The sequence below is a fragment of the Streptomyces sp. NPDC049887 genome (assembly GCF_040656535.1).
Lineage (GTDB): Bacteria > Actinomycetota > Actinomycetes > Streptomycetales > Streptomycetaceae > Streptomyces.
In genome coordinates, this window is the sequence record NZ_JBFAMM010000019.1 from 68,468 (window position 1) to 89,887 (window position 21,420).

Below are 21,420 nucleotides of genomic sequence, written 5' to 3' on the forward strand. Positions count from 1 at the left end.
CCGGTGGACGCATTCGACCTTCGGCACACTGTTGACACTCGCTCGCGGCGTTGTCCAATGAGCCGCCCCGGACCACGGAATGGGTCACGCCGAGTTTGCGGCACGCTCACCGAAAGCGCTGTTCCGGGCCTCGGCCCCCAGCCGCTCCGGCCGGCCCGCTCAACTCCGCAAAACGGCCGCCTGAGCCTGCCCCCGCCGACGCGTGGACGGGCGTGCTCGACGACGGCGAGCCGTCGCGCTTGGCTCGCGGCACCCCGCTGTGCACCCACCCCCCGTCCCGGGACTCCGCGTTGCAGATGCGCGTCCTGGACCCACGCCCCTCCACCATCACTCCGGCCACGGACTCCAGGCCACGGGGGGACCCTCATTCGTCAGATCCCACCACAGGGCGTGATCACGAACCATCGAGACCAGCTTTCGCAACAGGCCAGAGCGGGCAGGCCGGATCACAGCCCGCGAGTTGGTCCCGCCCGGCAGACATCCGCCGGCCGTCACGAACCGCCTACCCCCGCCGCCTTGGTGCACCGAGCCCAGGCCGGCGGCTTCGGGACGAACGCGAGAACGACGGAGCCCTGGACAGGCCCCGAGCAGAGGTAATGGGACAGGCAATTCTACGCTTCTCAAGTTGGACATGTCGGGGTTGAGTGACGCTCACCGGGGCGTGCCGATTTGTGCACGACCGCACCTCCGTACCAGGGATGCCATCGGCAGGTGCTTTAGCCGGATGGCGCAGGGGCGAGCGTGGCCGTGTCGGGTGAGGCAGGCGCGTGCAGAGCGCGGAGCCTCCGGGCAGTGAGACGGGCAGATCACGTACGGCTGCCCCCTGCCCGTCGCGGGGCTGCGGTTCTCAACATGCGAGGGAGTGAGCTTTGAAACGCAGGAGAGGCAGTAGAAGACGGACCTGGATACGTTTCCCATGGAGTTCGGCGGCCTCAGCGACCGTGGCGGGTCTTGTGGCTCTGGCGCTCGCCGCGACGAGCGCGTCCGGCGTCGATCCGGCTCCCGACGACGCCGTACCGGTGGACGACGGCCTGATCCACCTGAGCGTCGGTGAAAACGCCACCGTGGACTTCGGCGGGGGGCGGTCCATGAAGATCGAGTACATCGGGCATGGCTTCGCCGTACAGGGCGGCACACGGCCGCTGCGTGACGGGAAGCTGATTGACGCGGCGCACTGGGTGGAAGCACCGGAAATCGACAAGGCATTCGTCAGCGAGGTCAAGGCGGACCTCGCAACGATCAATTCATGGGGAAACGGCGAAGAAGCGTCCAGGGCGCTGCCGTTGGGCAAGAAGCTGCTGGATTTCATTGAGAAGGGGCGTCCGCTCGGCGGTGACGTGGGTGACAGTCCGCGGGACTACATGTTCACCAACTCCGAGGGGAAGCCCTACGCCGTCAACGTCATTGTCGGAAAGGCCGGCGCCGGCGGCAACGTGCACTACCCCCTGGATGACGCCCGCTCCCAGTATGTCGCCAAAGGCGGCAGGAAGGCCGGACTGGGGTCGGTGGCCTTCATCGACTACTCGCAGACGTACAGCAACTTCCTGGACACGAACGGGACGGAGATCTACTACTCACCGGCCCAGACTCTGGCTCATGAATCCGGGCACGCGGCACACTCCATCGCCGGCTCCCGAAACAGCAAGCCTCACGTCTACCAGGTGAAGGATCCCAGGACCGGCAAGCCGTATCGGGTGTCGGACAGAGCGCAGCCCGGGGCGCGGGAGTCCGTCGAAGAGAGCCGGACGGTCGGTGACGCTCTGGCCCTCATGCAGTTCGCCGGATACAAGCTCAGTGACGCCAAAAAGATGTCCCTCCCCCCGTTCGAGGGAGACACCGCTTCGGTACGAAGGGCGGTGGAAGAGGTGAACCGGCTTCCCCATGGCACACCCGAATGGAAGGCAGCCGCAGACGCCGTGGGCCTGCGGGCCGGTATCGCGGGCATCAATGACAAGTCGCTGTTCGAGCAGGCAGGGCTCGACGCACGGCCCCACTACGCGATCAACCCCGAGGTGAAGTACTACGCGAGCAACGGTCGCGTCACATGGACCAAAGAACTGCAGCGCAGCCTGCCGACCGCCATGAAGGACGATGGCACTCCGCTCTTCCGGCCGGTGACGGAGCGGGAGATCGTCCCCTCGTGCGCCGAAGACGGACTCAAGTGCGGTATTCCGGCGTCCGAGACGGTGACTGCGCAGCAGATCAAGGAGGGCGAGAAGGCGGTCGCCGACTACGAGGAGGCCGTCAGAGCCGGAAGTCGGCCCGCCGTCGAGCCGGTGGACAACAAGCTCATACCCGAATTGTCCCCGACCGAGCTGCGGTCGTACGCCGAAGCACGGGTCACGCACGCGATGGCCGCCTACGAGGCTGCGCCTTCTGGGTACCGTCCCGGGCAGTTCGGGTTCACCTCGGATCTGAAAGTGGCGATGAAGAATCCGGGGGTGATATTCCAGCCGTTCGGCGCAGCCACGTCGGCGAAGGGAGTGCCGCCTGCGCGGGTGTCGGGGGCCCTGACGGAGAGCTGGAGGACGTTCAACACGGCCCTGACGCCGGCCATGGCCACGCTATGGATCAATTCGATCGTCGAGGCGTTCAGCCAGGATGCCTCCGATCTGACCAAAGCAGCCGCTGTCCTGGCGCCGGTTCCGGTCGTGGGGCAGTTGGTGGGAATTGCCGATTCGGCGGACAGGCGCGACGGCGTCGGCCTCGCGGTGAATGTGCTGTACCTGCTGGCGACAGCATCGGAGTACGCAGGGCAGCCTGAACTGGCCCTGCTCTTCGGGGTCGCCGCGCTCGTCACACAGGTGATTGCCGGGACCGTGGACTGGGTGACAGGGAAGACCGAGGACGCCAGACTGATTGAAGGCCGTAACCAGGCATGGCATGACACGATGAAGAAGGAAGTGATCGAGAAGAGCGTCCCGGAGCTTCTGTCGGCCGCGCAGAAGGCGTTCGACCTGGCGCAGAAGCGGGTGATGTTCGGTGCCTACACGACCATGGAAGTAGTCAACGCCAACGCGGCCAAGACAGGAAGCTCCTCGGCGATCGCAGCGGCCCGGTCTGGGAATGTTCAGGTGATGGCGGACGCGAAGGCGTCTGTGCAGTCGCTGCGCAGCGGCTTCATCAACGGGGTTCACCAGGCGTTCACCGCCTTGTTCGCGTCGCTGAACGAGGGCAGCGGTGCGGATGAATTCACCACGGCCTACATGGACAAGGCGGTCTGGCCGGGTTGGTCGAATGACCACATCTTCAGCTACTGCATGGAGCACGACCCCAGGGCAACTGAAAACTCGTGCCCCAATCCCGGCAAGTACATTCCCGAGATGCGGGCGAAATTCGACACGCTCTACACAAAGCCGGTATTGGCCGACAAGCCGAAGAACCTGTTCACTGCAGGCGACCTGAGGGACGTCCATGATGCAGTCGACAGCCAGGTGAGCACGTCCAAGATGTTCACCCCTCTGTCCATATCGGACACCAGTCCGGTGCCGCCGATGGGATTCATCCCCTGTGCGGACGAAGGCGGTAGGTGTGCCGGGACTGAGGGCCACACCGGACAGGTAGCCTTCGGCGCGGCCGGCAAGTACGTCACCACGGCTCTGCCGCCCGGCGGGATCGTGTGCAAGCCCTCCTCGTTCTCCACGGACCCGAACCCGTCAGCTCATGAGTCGTGCTTCGTTCCCGCACAGGACAACGCGAGCGGAGGCGGCGGCGGCTCATGGCTGCAGCCCGTGCGCGTGTGCGCTGACGAAGGAGGACGCTGTTCGGTTTCCGGCACGCAAGAGGTGGCCTTCGGCACCGGAGCGAACTGGATCGTCAAGCCAGTCACCTTTCTGACCGTCTGTGACAGCAGCAGCAACGGCTTCGGTGCAGACCCGGCCCCTGGCAAGGCCAAGGAATGCCGTGTCCTGACAGGAGCCCCTCCGAGTCAAGCCGTCAATGCAGGCGGCCCTTATCAGGCATGCGCGGTTCAGAGCCAGCACTGCCACGTCAGCGGCAAGGTCAGGCTGGCCTTCGGCGCCCACGTCGACGACGAGACCCGCGACTGGGTCTACAAGAGCATCAACGGCGACGACTACCCCAACGGGGTGCCCTGCACCACCTCCACCTTCGGTGAAGACCCCCTGCCCGGAGAGCGCAAGAGCTGCTACATCGCCAACCCTCCCGCTCAGTTCACGTTCTGCGCCGGCCCCGATCGCACCTGTTCGGTTCCCGACTCCGGTTCCTACCAGATGGCCTACGGCGGCGACGGTTCATGGGTGGTCAAGACCGTCACCAGCGGCAATGTCACCTGCAACGACACAGCCTTCGCCGATATCGCCTCCCTGACCAGCAATGACGCGAGAGCCGACGCACACAACTACTGCTACCTCTCCGCCAAGAACCACGACCTGGTCCTCGGCGCGGACATCCAGCACGAAGTGCAGAGCGTCGAATCCGACTGGCAGGCACACGCCTGCGCCCGTGATCGTGACCTCTGCAAAACCAACGGGCCTACGGCGCTCGCCTACGGCACCTACGAACCCCAGCGCAAAGGCACGTACCTTGTCCGCCCCTTCACACCGAGATCCGGAGAGTCCGCCACGCTCTGCAGCTTCACCGGCTTCACACCCCGTGACCCGCAGCTCAACGATGCGCACTGCTTCCTCCTCAACCCCCCGACTCCGGCGTTCGACCCGGCCCAGACCGACTTCGTCTACAGGGAGACCAAGCGCACCCACCCCGACGCCGTGAAACAGCCCTCGACCTCCTCACCCCGCCCGGCCCCCTCCGACCCACACCCAGCGCACGGCAGATCCTTCAGCACGGGCTTCGAAACGGATGACACCAAGCCCACCTGGACCGACACCGTTGACGAAGACGGCGGTGGCCTGTCCAACGTCACCGGCGGGAACGCCAAGCCCGGACCCGTGGCAAGCCCGCACTCGGGAGAACCAGCCCGCACCGGAACCGGATCTCTGCAGTACGCCGGATCGACGAGAGGCGGCATCGGCAACGCACACGCCTATCTGAAGGTCTTCGACCTCAGCGACAAGCCGCTGACGATCGGCAGGGCAAGCACGCTGAGCTACTGGATCTACCCGAAGAACGCAGACAGGTGGGACGGCATGGACTGGCCCGTCAACAACAGCAACTGCGTCGCACTGGATCTGGTCTTCACCGACGGCACGACCCTGCGAGACTCCGGTGCCGCGGACCAGAACGGCAACAAGGCCCACCCTGCCGCGCAATGTGACCGCCTCAAGCCGAACGAATGGAACCACATCACCGTCCAGCTCACCGACCACAGCGGCAAGGAGATCAACCGCATCACCCTCGGCTACGACCAGAACTACCCCGGTGCCGCCGACTACAGCGGCTACATCGACGACATCAAGATCAGCTGAACTCCTCGACTCGCTTCAGACGCAGAGCCACACTCGTCGAGTGTGGCTCTGCAACGCCCTCGAGGTCTCCCGGTGTTTGGCTCCGGCGCCACACCGTCCCCGGTCAGAGACTGCACCTGCATTCGGAGTGGGTGGAATGGTGCGGGCCCCCGACAGCGGGCGCCAGGACGTCGCGGGACCTGCTGCCGGCCTTCCATCTGCCGCGGCCCTCGCGGGATCTCGCTGCGCCGCTGCGGACGCCCGCGAGTACGGGAAACGGCTCATGGGCTTCTCCGGCTGTCTCCCGGCAACGGGGCGACGTGAGCGACCGCGCGCCTTGGGCCTACCCGTCCACATCCGGCCGGGCGGACACGGCACCCAGCCGAGCACCGTCACAGCGCAAGCAGAAGGGGGCACCACCCGGACAGCGACCCCACCCACCTCCCTGTCATTCGGGCAGACCCTGGGCCCTGGATGGTATCGCTGGTACCGTTGGTGTCATGAAGGAGCAGAAAGCCATGAGTCTACGCTTCCCCGACCCCGAGCAGCGGGCCGCGATCGCCGCCGCCGCCCGGCAGGAAGGGGTGAGCATGCAGGAGTACATCCTCTCCGCCGCCTACGCCCGCGCCACCGCCGTGGAGAACACGTTCCTCGACGCGTTCCGGGAGTCGATGGCGCGCAGCGCTGGCGTGCTCGGCGCTGAGCCCAGCACTGTGGATCCGTCGGCGGAACAGCGGGCAGCCGAGCAGCAGGCCCTCGCCGAGCTGGAGCAAGCGGAAGGGGGCCGGGCCGCGTGACCGAGCCCGGATCCGAAGCCCATCCGCTCGACGTCGCCTACCTCCTCCACGCTGCCGAGCTCCTGCCCGGGGACCCGCAGGTCGACGACCTCGGCCCGCTGTACGCGGCGGTGGCCCGGGTCAACGCCCGCGCCATGGAGCGCGACGTCTACGGCACGCTGAACCTCAAGGCCGCCGCCCTGCTGCAGACCCTCGCGAAACTCCCCTGCCTCGAGCACTCCAACGAGGCCTTCGCATGGCACTCCACCGAGGCCTACCTCGTCCTCAACGGCCGCCACCTCGCCTATGAGCCGAAGGACGCCCTCGCCCTCGTCCGCGACACCGCCACCGGCGCCCTCGGCGTTCCCCGCATCGCCCGCCAGCTCCGGGACTGGACCACCCCCTGACCGAGTTTCCCAGGCCATACCGGAGCAGAGCAGGCCGGTGCGCTCTCCCTCCACCGCTTCACCGGGCGGATTCCTCGACGGCGAGGGCTTCGGCAGCACGACGGCCACGCGGTCGACCGCTCCCTGCTGGACAGTGAAGCGGCCGTTCACTCCGATGTGGCGGTGCAGATGGCCGAGGCGCTGTTCGCAGCCCGGTCGCCTCGCGATTGAGTCGGCCGATGGGTCCACCGGATGATGCTGGGACCGGAGCGACACTCGCCAAGTGTGCGAACGCCGCTTCGGAGCACATCCGTTCGGGGTTGTCGCCGGCCGAGGCCAACGGCTGCCCGGCAGTCTCCGGTCCGACACCGAACAGCTCAAGCAGTCGCGGTGCGGCCTGCTTGACCGGCGGACCGATCTCGGCGTGCAGCTCGGCGACCTCCTCATCCAGCGCTGGAGGCGGCGGGCGAGGCGCCGCAGCGATGCCCGGGTCGAGGCCAGCGGGCGAGACAGGTCATCACCGGGCCGCAGGCGCGCAATGAGAGCTGCGAACGGTCAGCCGCGCCGGCGGGTGGTGGACGAGGTCGCGCCGTTGATCGATGGGATGCTGCGGGCGGAGATCCTGCTCAAGGGGGCGGTGATTCATGAGCGTCTAGGACGTGTTTTGGGTCGGGTTGTCTGGGCGTCCGAAGAGGAGGTCGTAGCCGGAGGGGAGCTGGAGCAGGATCTGCCCCATCAGGTCCTCGCCCGCAGTGTCGGCGACGGTGGACAGCACGGCACTTACGTCCCAGGTCGCGGTCTGCTCGGTGGCACCCTCGATCCAGGCGGCGGTCGCGCGGACGAACCGCTCTGGGGGCAGCGGCTCGGCGCTCTGCAGCGGGTTGAGCAGGATCAGCGCGAAGCTCTCCGGCAGGCGTGCCGCGAGCTGGGCGCGGACATCACCGACCAGGTGGGCGCCGAGCAGGGCGATCACCACGCGGGCCGCACGATCGGCTTCCTCCGGAGTGTCGTACTCTCCGCGCTGGGTCACCCGGTCGAGGAACGCCTGATGTCGCAGGGTCATCGGCCGCCCCTTTCCTCTTCGGACTTTCCACGGGGTGCGGAGGGCGGGGCAGGGGCGGATCAGGTGCCCGTCCTTTGCACCGTCTCCGCGCCGGTGTCAGCCGGAGATCTCCTTGCGGCCGGTGCCGACTCCGATGGAGACCTTGCGGGGCTTGGCCCGCTCGGCGATCGGGATGTGCAGGGTGAGCACGCCCGCGTCGTAGTCGGCCTGGATGTGCTCGGTGTCGAGGGTGTCGGCGAGAACGATCTGGCGGGAGAAGACGCCCCACGGCCGCTCGGACAGTTCCATCTGTACGTCGTCGGTCTTGGCCGCCGGCCGGCGCTCGGCCTTGACGGTGAGCATGTTCCGCTCGACGTCGATGTCGATCGCGTCCGCGGTGACGCCGGGGAGGTCGAAGGCCACCACGTACTCGTCGCCCTCGCGGTAGGCGTCCATCGGCATCGCCGACGGTTTCGACCAGGTGCCCGGGCCCATCATCTGCTGTGCCAGCCGGTCCAGCTCACGGAAGGGGTCGGTGCGCATCAACATGGTGAGGACACCTCCAGCAGGTCCAGGCGGTTGCTGCCAATGCGCTGCACTGACACCGTTGTAACATGTCATCCGATGGATGACAAACATGATGTCGTCGATGCGATGACCAGCCGAGGGAGGTGCCCATGACCGCAGCCGACCAGCCGCCCACGACCAGCACTGACGCCCACAGCCCGGCGTCCTTCCTCGCCGCCGCGGCGGCCCTTGCCGCCATGGACGAAGCCCTGCGCGATGCCCAGCGCGAGACCCCCGACACCGCCGACCCGGGTGCCGAGCAGGCTCTGGCCTCCCTGATGCTGCTGCGGCAGGTACGCGAGCAACTCGCCGGCTGGGAGACCGGCCTGATCGAAACCGCCCGCGCCGCGGGCGCCAGCTGGGCCGACCTCGCTCGCCCCCTCGGCGTCGCCAGCCGCCAGGCCGCCGAGCGTCGATATCTGCGCGGCCGCCCCGGCGCCGTCGGCACCACCGGCGAGCAGCGCGTGACCGCCACCCGCCAGGCCAGGGCCGCCGAACGCGCCACAGCCACCTGGGCCCGTGCCAACGCCGCCGACCTGCGCCGCCTCGCCGGACAGCTCACCTCGCTCACCCACCTCGCGCCCGACGCACGCTCGGCCCAGGCCGCCCTGCATGCCGCCCTCGGCGCCACCGACGCCGCGGAACTCATTGCGCCTCTGACCGGCATGCGCCCACACCTCGATGCCCACCACACCGACCTCGTCGAGTCCCTGGACGCCCTCGCCGACCGACTCACGGCGACAGAAGCTGACGATGCCTGACTCCCACCATGAAGAGTCACCAGGCAAGGGGTGCAGTCCGGCCTGCCCGGACCACGCCGACGGCGGGCAACGACTCGTCTCGGCCCCAGTCCAATCCGTTCATGACGTTCCCGCAGAGAGGGCCCCACATGGGTAGCAGTGTCGAGACGCTCGAATTCCAGGCCGAAACACGCCAGTTGCTCCGACTGGTGATTCACTCGATCTACTCGAACAAGGACATCTTCCTGCGGGAGCTGATCTCGAACGCCTCCGACGCACTGGACAAGCTACGGCTGGAATCGCTGACTGACCCCGGCCTCTCCGAGCTCGACACCACCGACCTGCACATCGCGTTGGAGGTCGACAAGGACGCCCGCACATTGACCGTCCGTGACAACGGGATCGGCATGAGCCGGCACGATCTCGTGGAGCTGATCGGCACGATCGCCAAATCCGGCACCGCCGGCCTGCTGGAGAAGATCAAGGAGTCCAAGGACGCCGCCACTGCAGAAAGCCTGATCGGGCAGTTCGGCGTCGGCTTCTACTCGGCGTTCATGGTTGCCGACAAGGTCACCCTGCGCACCCGGCGAGCCGGCACCGACTCCGGCACCCAGTGGGAGTCCGACGGGGAGGGCACCTACGACCTCCAGGCCGTCGACGGCCTGCCCGTGGGCACCTCGGTCACCCTGCACCTCAAGCCCGCCGACAGCGAGGACGGACTCGCCGACTACCTGTCCGAGTCGAAGATCCGTCAGATCGTCAAACGCTACTCGGACTTCATCCGCTGGCCCATCCGGATGACCACCGAGCGCACCGACACCGAGGGCGAGACCACCCTCGACGTCGACACGCTCAACTCGATGAAGGCGCTGTGGGCCCGGCCACGCACCGAGGTGACACAGGACGAGTACAACGAGTTCTACCAGCAGATCAGCCACGACTGGCTGCCCCCGGCCGAGACGATCCATATGCGCGCCGAAGGCACCTTCGAGTACGAGGCACTGCTGTTCATCCCCTCACAGGCACCCTTCGACCTGTTCTCCCGCGAGACCAAGCGCGGCGTGCAGCTGTACGTCAAGCGGGTGTTCATCATGGACGACTGCGAAGCGCTCATGCCCAACTACCTGCGCTTCGTCAAGGGTGTCGTGGACGCCCACGACCTGTCGTTGAACGTTTCCCGCGAGATCCTCCAGCACGACCGCCAGATCCGCGGCGTGCGTCGGCGCCTGGTCAAGAAGGTCCTCGGCGCCATCAAGGACATGCAGTCCAAGGACGCCGAGCGCTACGCGCAGCTCTGGACGCAGTTCGGCCGGGCGCTGAAGGAAGGTCTGGTCGAGGACACGGACAACACCGAGGCACTGCTTGAGCTGGTGTCGGCCGCCTCCACACACGACCCGGAGAAGACCACCACCCTGCGCGAGTACGTCGAGCGCATGAAGGACGGCCAGGACGCCATCTACTACCTGACCGGCGAGACTCGCGCGACGGTGGAGAACTCCCCGCACATGGAGGCCTTCGCCGCCAAGGGGTACGAGGTCCTGATCCTCACCGACCCCATCGACGAGGTGTGGGTGGACCGGGTCCCGGCCTTCGCAGGCCACCGGCTGCAGTCCATCGCCAAGGGCCAGGTCGACCTCGACGAGTCCGCCGACAGCGACCAGCAGACCGAGGCGGAGAAGGCCCAGCGCGAGCAGGACTACGCCGCTCTCCTGCCGTGGCTGACGACCATCCTGTCCAAGCAGGTCAAGCAGGTCCGTCTGTCGTCGCGCCTGACGACCTCGGCAGCATGCATCGTCGGCGACGCCCACGACATGACCCCGACCCTGGAGAAGATGTACCGGGCGATGGGACAGCAACTTCCCCCCGTCAAGCGGATCCTGGAACTCAACCCCGCACACCCGCTGATCGCCGCCCTGCGCACAGCTCACAACACCAATCCCGACGACCCCGCACTGGCGGAGATCGCCGAGCTGGCATACGGCAGCGCGCTGCTCGCCGAAGGCGGCGACCTGCCAGACCCTGCCCGCTTCACCCGGCTGCTCACCGACCACCTGACCCGCACTCTGTAATCATCGGCGCTGCCCGGCACGGCCCAAGCCCGCCCGGTCGCGCCCCCCTGATCTCGTCCTCCTCACACTCCCCATGAACCCCGCCCGGTCCGGCACCCTTACGGGTGCCGGACCGGGCGGGGTGTGTTCGGGCTGCCCTGCCGCGCCCGCCAGAGAGCCGAGCAGCAGCCGCCCCGACGGCTCAGACCTCACACGCCGTGAATCACGCCTTTGACAAGCAAATCCGTGATTCAGGACCAGGAGGACGAGGTTCCCGCACGCCTTGTCTGGGCGAGGCCGTCACCATGGTGCCCCAAGGCGTGCGGACGCGCTGCGGACCAGGGAGCTCACGAGCCAGGTGCTCTGCTTGGTGTGCTGCGGCTGGAGCCAATGACGGCGCCCCACCGCAACGGCGCACGCGCCTCGACCCGACCGACCGCACGGCGGTGGACGAGGAGAGGTTGCACCGTCCTTGCGAGGGTGGCCTTCACCGCCTCCACGACACTGGCCGCCTGGGACGGATCCAGACCCTCTCAACTCCCCGGACCGCATGAAGCGGCTCATCGGCGAATCGTCGACGGCTGACGGAGCCGGATGCGGCGCGCCGAGGAAGCGGCGGGGTCTGCATCAGGGCGGGCTCAGTCGGCGCTACCCACCGCGGCGAGCGGCACGCGCCCTGTTGCCGCAGCCGATCGAACACCACGCCTGATCCCGCCTGCGTGCGAGGAAGAACATCCCGCAGCTCGGCGCCGGGCAGCATCGCAACCGCGCCTGCTCCGGCCCCGCGGCCAGCACGAGCGTCTGCCGGGCGACCGCCGCCGCGACCGGCCCGCCGGCCTCCCGCTCCGTGAGGTGGCCGTCGTCGTCGACCTGGAACGTCACCGGGGCCCGCGCGGACAGCGCGTTGAGCCGCGCCCGCGCCGGCCCCGGCAGCGGCGCCTGGCGCGCCGCCGCGTCCAGGGCGGCCCTGACCGGGCCGCGCAGCTCCGTCAGATCCTGCAGGGGCAGATCGGCGAGTTCCCGGTCGAGTGCCTTCCCACGCCAGAGTTCCAGCAGCTCCGGGTCGGCCAGCAGGTCGACGTCGCCACCCGCGTGACCGGCTCCGACGACGACGGTGTTGGCCAGGTCGAGTACCGGCCGCTCGCCGATCCACGGCATCTCGCGCAGGTTCTTGAGGGACATGTCATCAACCTACCGGACCCACGGATTCCCTGCCTCGAATCCGTGATAGCTTTCACTCACGGATTGAGTAAACCAATTCCGTGAGAAGACGAGGGAAGGGTTCCCATGAGCACCACCATCGAGTACGTCCGCTTCGCCTGCGCCGACCCCGAGCAGCTGACCCACCACCGCGCCAAGCTGATCGGCCTCCTGCGCGAGCGGTACGGGCCCGACTTCCTCGGCGCGCACCTCGCCCGCTACGAAGACGGCTCCCTGCTCGACCTCATCCTCTGGGCCTCCCCGGAAGCAGCCGCCCGCGCGGCGAAGGAGATGCCCGGGGATCCGGCCGCCTCCGAGTTCTTCAGCCTGATCGGCGAGGTCCACGAGATGCGGCACGCCCGGATACTGCACAGCGCCCGGCCGTAACCGAGCAGGCACGGTCGCGCGCCCCGACCTCACCGGGCGCGCGACCGCTGTCGGCAGCCCGACGAGGAGGATCGCCGTGCCCACGGCCGACGAACTGATCAACCCACACACCACCGACAGGCTCGCCTCCGTCATGGCGGCGGCGGGCGCCCCGCCGGCGACCGCGATCCACGACTGTGGACCACTCCTGGACGGCCTCACCTTCAGCGAACGGGTCGACGCGGTGAAGGAGGCCGTCCTCGCCGATCTGCCCGACACATACCCGGACTTTGCGGAGATCGTCCGCACGGCTCTCCGCGATCCCGCCTTCACCGGTTGGATGACCTTTCCCGTGAACGCCGCGGTCAGCGAACGCGCCCTGGCACACGGTGTGTTCGAGCCCGCCCTGGACCTGCTCGCCGAGCTCACCCCGCTGTTGACCGCGGAGATGGCCGTACGCCCCTTCCTCCGCCACGACCTCCCCCGGGCGCTGGGGCCGGTCCTGGCGTGGACCCGCCATCCCGACGAGCACGTGCGCCGACTGGCGAGCGAAGGCACGCGGCCCCGGCTGCCATGGGCGGCGCGGCTGACCCACCTCGTCGCCGACCCGACCCCGGCCCTGCCCGTCCTGGACGCGTTGTACCGCGACACAAGCCAGTACGTCAGACGCTCGGTGGCCAACCATCTCAACGACATCAGCCGGGACCACCCGAGCACGGCCCTCGCCGCCGCCGCGCGCTGGCTCGCCTATCCGGCGCCCACCACTCCCGCCCTGGTCCGCCATGGCCTGCGGACGCTCCTCAAGAACGGCCACGCCGATGCCCTGGCACTCCTCGGCCACGATCCCGACGTCGCCGTTCAGGTCGTCGGTCCCGATGTCCGCACACCCGAGGTGCACATCGGAGAGCATCTCGTCTTCGGCTACGAGGTCACCAACACGAGCCCCCGCACCGTTCCCCTCGTCATCGACTACATCGTCCACCACCGCAAGGCGAACGGCACTCTCACCCCGAAGGTCTTCAAGCTGACTGCCCGCCGCCTCGCCGCCGGCGAAAGTTGGTCGGCCGTCCGGCGGCATTCCTTCCGAGAGCTCAGCACTCGCCGCTACCACCTGGGTGTTCACCGCGTGCAACTCCAGATCAACGGGCAGCCTCACGGGTCCGCCGAATTCACCCTCGGCGCCCGACGTGACGCGGCCCCTGCCGGGCCGTCCGTCTCCTGACCGCCATCACGAGAGGGCGGCCCGACGACCGGCCCGGCGGGCCGAACCCCGGCCCGGGCGGCCCCGGCGCAGTGATCCTCATGGAGGTGATCGCGACAGCCCGGTTCTGCTCCTTCGCCTTCTTGCAGGTGGCTCTGTTCCTCACCCCCGAGGCCTGGCGGGAAAGCCCAACGGCGCTCCGGGCCTGGGGAATCCTCGACGGGCTCGGGCTCGTCGCGATCGCCGCGTTCGCAGTCCTCCTCTTCGACGGCGTCATGGCCGCCTGCCGGTCCGACGAGGCGACCTGTCCCAGACCCGGACACCCGATGAGTTCCCCAACCCACGGCTCACGAGGCAGGTGCGGTCCCCCGGGGCGGACTCAGGCCTCCGTCGGTGTCCGCGAGGACGAGCCTTGCTCACAGCAGGGTGGTCGCGTGCCATGGATCCGAAACCGCCCTCGCCGATTCAGTGCGAGCGTGCCAAGGCCGCCGAACCGTCGGCGGCCGGGCACAGGCCCGCGGCCGGCGGCATCCTGCAGCGGCGCCGGCCGGGGCCCGGGCCGGCACTCCCCACGCGCCGCCGGCCGGGGAAGGCGGTCAGGCGTCGGCGGCCGGATCGCGGCCCTCCAGAGCCCTCGGCCCGGTCGCGGACCCGCTCAGAGGAGTCCCCAGGTGCTGTACCCGGGCCGCGCTCGCGGACCGTTCCCTGGTCTCCGCGAAACGCCGGCTGTTGCGCCTGCGCTGCTCGTCGAACCACTCCCTGCCCTCTGCGGCCACCGCGACCAGGATGCGGCTGGCGGTCGAGATACCCGACACCTCCTGGGACAGGCTCAGCAGGTGCGACAGGTCCTCGGCGGAGGACTGCTCGGTCGTGGTGAAGTTCTCCACCCGCAACCGCGTCTCATGGCTGCTGTCCCGCTCGATGACCAGTTCCTCGCTCAGCGTCAGCTCACCCGACTCCGCGTTTCCGCGGACCGACCCGTCCGGCAGAACGGTGACGGCCTGCCGGAAGCCCGAACGGCGATCGGTCAGCTGCACGCTCTTCCGGTCCACCTTGACCGACGAGATCGACTCGTAGCGCTGTGAAGTGTCCGAGCGGCCGTGGTGCGTCCCCTCGGCGAAGTCCACGGTCCAGGTGGCAAGCCGAATACCGCGCTCGGTCATCACATAGAGCCGGATCCGGTAGACCGAGTAGCGCACCGGGCCGTTGCTCACCTTGGCCCGGCGGGCACCCTCACCGGCCTCCAGAACGAAGAAGTCGTAGACGATCTGGTGCGGCCGCAGGTCGTAGTGGTGCAGCGCCTCGCGGCGCAGGTGACGCATGTCGTAGTTGAGCCAGCGCCCCATCTCCCAGTCGTGCGGCTGGTGGGCGTCCAGGAACGCGCGCCACTCGCCGAACGTTCGCTGCTCGCCCTCCCAGCGTGTCCGGAACTCCTCACGGTCCACGGCGCGCCGCAGCTGTTCGCCGCGGAACGGCGCGGCGCCCTTGGCAACCAGGTACCCACCGAGCGCCCACACCGCGAGGGCCTGCAGGAACGCACCGGGGTCGGCGGCGGCCGAACCGGCCGTCAGAACACCTCCGGCCAGGGCCAGCAGCCCTCCGAGGAACCCGGCGTGCACGGCGAGAGGGACGTCGCGCCGCCGGCGGCCGCCGGTGAGCAGCCCGGCCCTCCATCGTCCGGCGGTGTCCTGCGCGTGCTTGCGGATCAGCCAGTCCAGCCCGTACGGGTCGTTGTCCGGCCCGTACATGTCGCTCAGTTCCTCCAGCAGGTCGGCCCGCGGGACCGCGGTGACCGCCCACCAGGCGTCGAAGTCCTCGCCGGACCGGACCTGCCGGGCGAAGTGGCCGTCGACGATCCGGTCGACGGTCCCGGCGAACGCGAGCTGAGCCGGGGAGGGGCCACCGGGACCCGACCCCGGATAGGCCTGCCCGTACCGGCGGGTCGCCGGGCCGCCGTTCGCTCGCCAGACGCCCTCCTGCCGGGCCCGGCCGCGCCGCCACGCCCGGTCGACGCCGAACCACGTCGCGGCGGCCCCGCCGCCCACGAGCAGCAGCAGAGCCACCAGCGCGGAGCCCGCCGAGCCGTGGAACATCGTCGGGACGCCGGTGAAGAGGCCCGCCAGCACCAGCAGGACGCCTCCTCCCAGCATGGCCTTGAACCTGAACGTGACCGGTATGACGACGGCCGGCACCTGCAGCGGCGGGAGCGGGTCGGGCTCGAAGAACAGCGGTACCCGCTCCGCCCGACGCGTGTCCGTCCTGTGGGCGCGGATGTCGTCTGCCTCCTCCGCGTCCAACCGCTCGCGCACGATCTCGGAGAGGAAGTGCCGCAGGTGGTCGAGGACCTCGACCCGCCTGGCCTCCGGCAGCGAGTCGATCGCCGTGGCGGTTGCGTCACCTCTACGGGCTGCCAGTTCGTCCGGGCCGACATCGACCGGCGCCTGGCCGAAAGCCTCGCTCAGCAGCAGCAGGACGACTCGCGCGGCCCGCCCGTACGCGTCCGCCGGGCGTTCGCCCAGCAGGTGCTCCAGGGTGTGAAGTTTCTCCATGTCGTCGGTGGTGAGGTCTTCCACTGCCCGGCGGCTGACAATGGCCAGCGCCCATCGGTAGAGCACCTCGGTGCCGCTCAGCCGCTGGGCCACCGCCTCACCGATGAGTTCCTCGGCGCGTGCCCTCAGACCCGCGTCGAGCAGCAGCCGCCCCTTGCCGAACCGCTCCTGAGGAGTGGCGTCGGGGTGGACGACGTACTGGGTGACCGTGCCGTGGTTGACGCCGACGGCCTGCTGCCCGCCGACGGACGCGCCGGGCGCCGCCGACTGGTGGACGGCGCCGTCCTCCGGCCATGGGGAGAAGTCCTGCCGGTGCGGTGTGCCGTTCATGGTCACGCCCCTCTCACCGCTGTGATGACGGCGGCCGCTGCCGCAGCGAGAGCGGCGACCGGCTCCACCAGGCCCCGGAAACTGCGCAGGGCGAGTACGAAGCGGTTCCGCCCGGACGGACCCGAGGCGGCCTCCCGGGTGGCCTCGTCGAGCGCGTGCGAGGCGCCCTCGAAGGTTTCCTCGTCGACCTCGTGCCGCTCGTGCGCCTCCCGCAGCGCCCGGCGCAGCGCGGTGACGTGGGCGAGTAGTTCGGGGTCGGCGGCCGGGCCGTCCCCGCCGTTCACGCTCTGGGTGACGACACCGTCGTTCCTGCCGACGTACTGCTGGGCGAGACCACCGCTCTGGTAGACGATGGGGCGCTCGTAGTCGTCGGATTGCTCCGCGGTCATGCTTGTGCTCCTAACGGTGCGGTCCGGCGCCGTGCAAGCCGCCGGGGTGGACGAGGGGTGCTGCAGGGCGGGACGGGCGCTCTCGCCGTCGGCACGGCCCACAGCGACGAGAGGGGGGCCCGCCGCGGGCGGGGCGCCGTCGAGTCCGGGCGGGACGGGGTATCCGGGCACCCGGACCCAGACCGTCTCGTCGTGGATCTCCTTGCTGTCGAACCGGACCGGCCGGAACGAGTCGGTGTCCAGTTCCGGGTAGTCGTGCCGCAGGACGGCGCGATGCCAGGCGTCGGAGATCCCCAGCACCAGGTGGGCTTCCTCGGCGGCGGACAGCGCGTCCCGCAGCGGCTGGTGGTCCACCATGCGGCAGGCCGTGTTGAGGTCCTCGCCGACCCAGCCGCGGCCGTCCCAGCCGACTTCCCCGGAATGCAACACCACCCGCAGCCGCAGTGCTGCCGTGGCGTTGCTGGTCTGCGCGTGGGCCCGCAGACCGATTCGCAGCCGCGCGACGAAGGGGCCGACCAGATCGGTCTTGGCCACCGACCCCGGCAGCAGAAGGAACATCCCGTCCCCGCGGTCAACCGGCCGCGAGGCGCCGAGGCGATCGATCCCCGCCTCGTCCAGCACCCGCTCCATCAGTCCGTAGAGGCTGTCGCGCAGGAAGGACTGGACGGGGTTGGGCCGGGCGCCGAACTTCTCCATGTCGACGACCAGAATGTTGAAGTATTGCGGTTTGACTGCCACGTGCCGTCAGCCTCTTCTCCCGGTACCCGGCGCCCGTGGGGCCGTGACGTGCGCGTGACACACACCCCTCCCGGCCCCGCCGCCCGCCGTTGATGTGATCTGGATATCGAGTGCCCGGTGCTGCCGCAGCGTCATATGACGCAACTCCGGGGTGTCACCGAACCCGTGTCAGCCGGAGCTCCATCGCGCCAGCCCTTCGGGATCGGTCACGACCAGCCGGCCGCGGACCGTGCTGACCAGGCCCTCCTCGTGCAGCTCCCGCAGAATGCGCACCACCGACTCGCGCGAGGTGCCGGCTGCCCCCGCAAGATCTTTCTGGGTGACGACGACGGCGAGCGCGCCAGCCGGAGCAGGCACGGGGACTCCGTGGGACACAGCGAGTTCCACCAGTACCCGCGCCACCCGGACGCCGGCAGCGTAGGCGCCCTGGTCGGCCCGCCTCCGGTCGGCGTCGCGCAGCCGCCCGGCCACGGTCCGCAGGACCGCGAGCGCCAGTCCGCCGTGCTCCTCCAGCAGCCGCAGGAACCGGCCGGCGAGCACGGACACCCCGGTCACCGGCTGCATGGCGACGGCGCTCGCCGACCGCGGCCGGCCGTCGAGACAGGACAGCTCCCCGAGCAGCTCACCGGCCCCCCGGACAGCCAGCACACTGGTGTAGCCGTTCGGCGACTGCCGTACGACCTTTACCAGCCCGGCGCTGATCAGAATGACGTCGTCCGGGCTCGACCCCTCGGACAGCAATGTCTCGCCCTTGCGCCAGAATCGTTCCCGGCCCGCTTCGTGCATGAGTGTCAGTTCGCCCTGCGTGAAGGGAAGCTGCCGCACTCCGTCCCCACCCCCTGTGCCACGGCCGTCGCGCAGGCACCTACGACTGATATCGAGCGGGGCGACCATGCTTGAACCGAATACCGGAACACCACTCTTTCCGATGAATCGGCATCGTTACGCCTTCACGGGAATGGCGGGTGTGATGGACCCCAGGTCCACCCACGCACGACCGCCGCCCCGCCGTGGACGCACCGCACACCCTGAACGCCGTCATCGCCGGGTCGTCCAGCAGAGCGGCCCGCGTCCGGGCACCGCTGGCCAAAAAGCACCGCCAGGTCGCCCCCGATCTGCTGGGTGACGCACACCGGCACATCAGCCGAGCCCGAACCGATTGCCCTGATACTGCTCGGACAAGTGAGCAACGGGCTACCCTGCCGGGGAGTTGCTTTCAACCTCGGAAGGCCGGAGTCGGCCTTGGCGCGCGACCCGTCCAGAAGCCAGTGCCCATGCGTGACCGAAGCCCAGCTCCTTGGGGAGAGGAGTCCACTGAAACCGGTGTGCGGCACGAACAGGATCCGCGTCGAGTCCGTTTCTGACAGCGGCCGAGTCCGGGTTGGGTGAGGTGTCCCTGGCGGACGAGTCGTCCCAGGCGGGAGTGACGTTGATCGAGGGCTCGTCGGTGGGCAGGCCGAGGTGCTCGTGTCGGCGGCCAGTTCGGCGACGGTGCGTGCCGCGCCCGCCTCGATCTCGGCGGCCCGCGCGCCCATGCTCGCGTACAGCGTCTCCACACCGGTGCCGGCCCAGGTCAGCAGCCGGCACAGACTGTCGGCGGCCCGTGCGACACGGGTGAGCACATGGCCGCGGATCCATCGCGATCTCGCCTGATCAGGTGCCGAGTTCTCGTTCGGCACCGCTGCCCAGTGCGGCGATCTCGGCAGCCGAGGCGTTGCCTCCGGTGCACACCACTGCGATGCGTTGCTCGGCAAATCCCTCCGAGTCGGCCAGTACGGCTGCCAGCGCGGCTGCGCCGGCGCCTTCGGCAAGGGTGTGCGCGTGACTGGCCAGCAGCCGCTGCGCCTCGAAGACCTGCGCGTCGGAGACCAGGCGAAAGTCGGCGAGACCTGCGCGCATGAGCTGCTGCGGCAGCGTGAACCCTCGCCCCGTGGCCAGGCCCTCGACGGTGGTGTGATCGGGACGTCGTACGCAGGCACCGGCCCGCCACGAGTCATGTGCTGCGGGCGCGGCGGACGACTGCACCGCGACGACTCGGCAGTCCGGCGCGAGCTTCGCGGCGACAAGGCAGGCCGCGGCGGCCCCGGTGCCGCTGCCGACGGGTACCAACACTGCGTCGAGGTCGGGCCGAGCCTCGAAGATCTCCAGATAGGTGGTGCCGACGCCGGCCAGCAGGGCCGGGGTGTCGCCAGGGCTGACCAGGTGCAGCCCGCCGTCCGCCGCCAGCTGCTCGGCACGCTCCTGAGCCGCGGCCATGTCCGCGCCATGCAGAACCGCCGTGGCACCGAGCGCGCGTACGGCACGCACCTTCTCCGTGCTCGCCGTTGCCGGCATCACTACCGTGCAGGGGGCGCCGAACTCGGCGCAGGCATAGGCCAGCGACTGCGCATGGTTGCCTGTGGAGTAGGTGACCAGTCCCCGGGCCCGCTGCCCGGGAGCCATGGTGGCGAGCAGCGTGAGCCCGCCGCGCACCTTGAAGGCCCCGACCGGTTGCACGTTCTCATGCTTGACATAGACGGTTGCGCCCGTTGCTGCATCGAGCGCCGGATAAGACCACATCGGCGTTACAGGTAGGCGACCGGCCAAAAGGTCTCGTGCGGCCAGGACGTCGGCGTAGGCGAGTTCGTGTTCCATGCGGCCATTGTGGGCCCGCCCACCTCATAGATCTAATGCCACTATTCATGTAGAGTCATCAATGAGATTGATGGGTGGATGCCATGCTCGACGTGACCCGGCTGCGAGTGCTTGCCGCAGTCGCCAAACACGGTTCAGTCACTGCCGCGGCCCGGGCATTGAACTATGCACAACCGTCGATCAGCCACCATCTGGCCCGGCTGGAGACTGAGACCGGCAGCAAACTCGTGCAGCGGGTGGGCCGCGGAATTCGCCTGACCGATGCGGGCCGGATGCTCGCCGAGCGCGCCGAGGAGATCCTGGGCCGCCTCGACGCCGCAGAGGCCGAACTTGCCGCGCACACAGGGCTGCGTGCAGGCCGGGTCCGCCTGGCCGCGTTCCCTTCCGCCCTCGGTACGTTCGTCCCGCGGGCCGCGGCCGCGTTCACCGCAGCGCACCCTGATGTCGAGTTGCGCTTCACCGAGGCCGAACCGCCCGACGCGGTACGGCTGCTGCGGTCGGGCGAGGTCGATGTGGCGCTGCTGTTCACCTACCCGGACACATCACCGGCCGATGACGGGCTACGCCGAACGCCGCTGCTCACCGAGTCGATCTACCTCGTGACCCCGACCAGCCTGCCGGGCGATACTCTCGCCGACCACGCCATGCGTCGGTGGATCACTGGGTGCGAGCGATGCCGGAAGCACCTCGTGCGATCCTGCGCCGCCGCCGGTTTCACGCCTGACATCGCCTTCACCACCGACGACTATGTCGCCGTACAGGCACTCGTCGCCGCCGGGCTGGGCGTCACCACACTGCCGGCCCTGGCCCTGGCTGCCCAACGCAACCCCTCAGTACGGCTGGTACGCCTACCCGATCAGGAACGGTTGATCAGCGCTGCGGTGCACGGAGAAGCGCCTGACCCACCAGCGACCGTGGCGCTGCTGGAACATCTCACGCAGGCCGCCGCGACGACGTTGTCTCCGCATTGAGTCCTCCCCGCGCCGGTCCGGGGACCGACGGCCGTCCGGGAATCCGCTCCGACCGTGGCGTGCCTGGCTTCGGTGCGCGGCCGACGACGTGATGCGGCAGGCGTGTGAGGGCCGGAC

16 protein-coding genes and 2 pseudogenes are annotated in these 21,420 nt (G+C 69.1%); 10 read left to right on the forward strand and 8 right to left on the reverse strand.

The genetic code is table 11. The features are described from left to right. Positions 1 to 953: 953 nt before the first annotated feature. The 3 genes from AB0J10_RS22545 to AB0J10_RS22555 all read left to right on the forward strand — a co-directional run bounded on the left by AB0J10_RS22545 (position 954) and on the right by AB0J10_RS22555 (position 6,549). The gene (locus AB0J10_RS22545; RefSeq protein WP_363064259.1) at positions 954 to 5,387 is read left to right on the forward strand and encodes a hypothetical protein; all 4,434 of its coding nucleotides are present in this window, start codon (positions 954 to 956) and stop codon (positions 5,385 to 5,387) included. Between the two features lie 497 nt (positions 5,388 to 5,884). Continuing rightward, entirely contained in the window at positions 5,885 to 6,163 is a 279-nt protein-coding gene (locus AB0J10_RS22550) for a DUF1778 domain-containing protein (RefSeq protein ID WP_363064350.1), read from the forward strand. Next, positions 6,160 to 6,549: a fic family toxin-antitoxin system, toxin component gene (locus AB0J10_RS22555; RefSeq protein WP_363064261.1), complete on the forward strand. Its 390-nt coding sequence runs from the start codon at positions 6,160 to 6,162 to the stop codon at positions 6,547 to 6,549. The genes AB0J10_RS22550 and AB0J10_RS22555 overlap by 4 nt, the downstream gene beginning before the upstream one ends. Positions 6,550 to 6,740: 191 nt before the next feature. Here the strand turns inward: AB0J10_RS22555 and AB0J10_RS22560 are convergent. Next, a pseudogene (locus AB0J10_RS22560) lies at positions 6,741 to 7,012 on the reverse strand (transposase); the annotation flags it as partial. On the opposite strand from AB0J10_RS22560, the pseudogene AB0J10_RS22565 reads away from it, so the two are divergent. Next, a pseudogene (locus tag AB0J10_RS22565) lies at positions 6,974 to 7,183 on the forward strand (hypothetical protein); the annotation flags it as partial. The pseudogenes AB0J10_RS22560 and AB0J10_RS22565 overlap by 39 nt on opposite strands. Here the strand turns inward: AB0J10_RS22565 and AB0J10_RS22570 are convergent. Both AB0J10_RS22570 and AB0J10_RS22575 read right to left on the reverse strand, forming a co-directional pair. Next, a complete protein-coding gene (locus tag AB0J10_RS22570; RefSeq protein ID WP_363064263.1) occupies positions 7,181 to 7,591 on the reverse strand; it encodes a DUF2267 domain-containing protein in 411 nt (136 codons plus the stop codon). The pseudogene AB0J10_RS22565 and the gene AB0J10_RS22570 overlap by 3 nt on opposite strands. Positions 7,592 to 7,687: 96 nt before the next feature. Next, the gene (locus tag AB0J10_RS22575; RefSeq protein WP_363064265.1) at positions 7,688 to 8,119 is read right to left on the reverse strand and encodes an Hsp20/alpha crystallin family protein; all 432 of its coding nucleotides are present in this window, start codon (positions 8,117 to 8,119) and stop codon (positions 7,688 to 7,690) included. Between the two features lie 128 nt (positions 8,120 to 8,247). Between AB0J10_RS22575 and AB0J10_RS22580 the strand changes: the two genes are divergently transcribed. Beyond that, entirely contained in the window at positions 8,248 to 8,898 is a 651-nt protein-coding gene (locus tag AB0J10_RS22580; RefSeq protein WP_363064267.1) for a type III effector protein, read from the forward strand. Positions 8,899 to 9,026: 128 nt separating this feature from the next. Then, positions 9,027 to 10,946: a molecular chaperone HtpG gene (gene htpG, locus AB0J10_RS22585; protein WP_363064269.1), complete on the forward strand. Its 1,920-nt coding sequence runs from the start codon at positions 9,027 to 9,029 to the stop codon at positions 10,944 to 10,946. A gap of 627 nt (positions 10,947 to 11,573) precedes the next feature. On the opposite strand, the gene AB0J10_RS22590 is transcribed toward htpG, so the two are convergent. Beyond that, on the reverse strand, positions 11,574 to 12,107 hold the full coding sequence (locus AB0J10_RS22590) for an ABATE domain-containing protein (RefSeq protein ID WP_363064271.1): 534 nt from the start codon (positions 12,105 to 12,107) through the stop codon (positions 11,574 to 11,576). Positions 12,108 to 12,212: 105 nt separating this feature from the next. Between AB0J10_RS22590 and AB0J10_RS22595 the strand changes: the two genes are divergently transcribed. After that, complete coding sequence (locus AB0J10_RS22595; protein WP_363064273.1) at positions 12,213 to 12,512, forward strand: hypothetical protein; 300 nt, start codon at positions 12,213 to 12,215, stop codon at positions 12,510 to 12,512. Between the two features lie 76 nt (positions 12,513 to 12,588). Further along, entirely contained in the window at positions 12,589 to 13,713 is a 1,125-nt protein-coding gene (locus tag AB0J10_RS22600) for a DNA alkylation repair protein (RefSeq protein ID WP_363064275.1), read from the forward strand. Positions 13,714 to 14,288: 575 nt separating this feature from the next. Here AB0J10_RS22600 and AB0J10_RS22605 read toward each other — a convergent pair. The 3 genes from AB0J10_RS22605 to AB0J10_RS22615 all read right to left on the reverse strand — a co-directional run bounded on the left by AB0J10_RS22605 (position 14,289) and on the right by AB0J10_RS22615 (position 18,523). After that, positions 14,289 to 16,571, reverse strand: coding sequence for a hypothetical protein (locus AB0J10_RS22605; protein WP_363064277.1), 2,283 nt, complete (start codon positions 16,569 to 16,571; stop codon positions 14,289 to 14,291). A 2-nt stretch (positions 16,572 to 16,573) separates the two neighbouring features. Further along, positions 16,574 to 17,698, reverse strand: a complete 1,125-nt coding sequence (locus tag AB0J10_RS22610) for a hypothetical protein (protein WP_363064279.1) — start codon at positions 17,696 to 17,698, stop codon at positions 16,574 to 16,576. A 168-nt stretch (positions 17,699 to 17,866) separates the two neighbouring features. Further along, positions 17,867 to 18,523, reverse strand: a complete 657-nt coding sequence (locus tag AB0J10_RS22615; RefSeq protein ID WP_363064281.1) for a Crp/Fnr family transcriptional regulator — start codon at positions 18,521 to 18,523, stop codon at positions 17,867 to 17,869. Positions 18,524 to 19,165: 642 nt separating this feature from the next. Here AB0J10_RS22615 and AB0J10_RS22620 point away from each other — a divergent pair. Next, on the forward strand, positions 19,166 to 19,351 hold the full coding sequence (locus AB0J10_RS22620; protein WP_363064283.1) for a hypothetical protein: 186 nt from the start codon (positions 19,166 to 19,168) through the stop codon (positions 19,349 to 19,351). Here AB0J10_RS22620 and AB0J10_RS22625 read toward each other — a convergent pair whose 3' ends face one another. Beyond that, complete coding sequence (locus AB0J10_RS22625) at positions 19,352 to 20,332, reverse strand: pyridoxal-phosphate dependent enzyme (RefSeq protein WP_363064285.1); 981 nt, start codon at positions 20,330 to 20,332, stop codon at positions 19,352 to 19,354. It lies immediately after the preceding gene. Positions 20,333 to 20,415: 83 nt separating this feature from the next. Between AB0J10_RS22625 and AB0J10_RS22630 the strand changes: the two genes are divergently transcribed. After that, positions 20,416 to 21,303: a LysR family transcriptional regulator gene (locus tag AB0J10_RS22630; RefSeq protein ID WP_363064351.1), complete on the forward strand. Its 888-nt coding sequence runs from the start codon at positions 20,416 to 20,418 to the stop codon at positions 21,301 to 21,303. Positions 21,304 to 21,420 lie beyond the last annotated feature (117 nt).

Bases quoted from the DNA above. Each gene is read 5' to 3' on its own strand.
- AB0J10_RS22550 (WP_363064350.1), top strand. From the start codon at position 5,885: ATGAGTCTACGCTTCCCCGACCCCGAGCAGCGGGCCGCGATCGCCGCC.
- AB0J10_RS22570 (WP_363064263.1), bottom strand. From the start codon at position 7,591: ATGACCCTGCGACATCAGGCGTTCCTCGACCGGGTGACCCAGCGCGGA.
- AB0J10_RS22575 (WP_363064265.1), bottom strand. From the start codon at position 8,119: ATGTTGATGCGCACCGACCCCTTCCGTGAGCTGGACCGGCTGGCACAG.
- AB0J10_RS22580 (WP_363064267.1), top strand. From the start codon at position 8,248: ATGACCGCAGCCGACCAGCCGCCCACGACCAGCACTGACGCCCACAGC.
- htpG (WP_363064269.1), top strand. From the start codon at position 9,027: ATGGGTAGCAGTGTCGAGACGCTCGAATTCCAGGCCGAAACACGCCAG.
- AB0J10_RS22590 (WP_363064271.1), bottom strand. From the start codon at position 12,107: ATGTCCCTCAAGAACCTGCGCGAGATGCCGTGGATCGGCGAGCGGCCG.
- AB0J10_RS22595 (WP_363064273.1), top strand. From the start codon at position 12,213: ATGAGCACCACCATCGAGTACGTCCGCTTCGCCTGCGCCGACCCCGAG.
- AB0J10_RS22605 (WP_363064277.1), bottom strand. From the start codon at position 16,571: ATGAACGGCACACCGCACCGGCAGGACTTCTCCCCATGGCCGGAGGAC.
- AB0J10_RS22625 (WP_363064285.1), bottom strand. From the start codon at position 20,332: ATGGAACACGAACTCGCCTACGCCGACGTCCTGGCCGCACGAGACCTT.
- AB0J10_RS22630 (WP_363064351.1), top strand. From the start codon at position 20,416: ATGCTCGACGTGACCCGGCTGCGAGTGCTTGCCGCAGTCGCCAAACAC.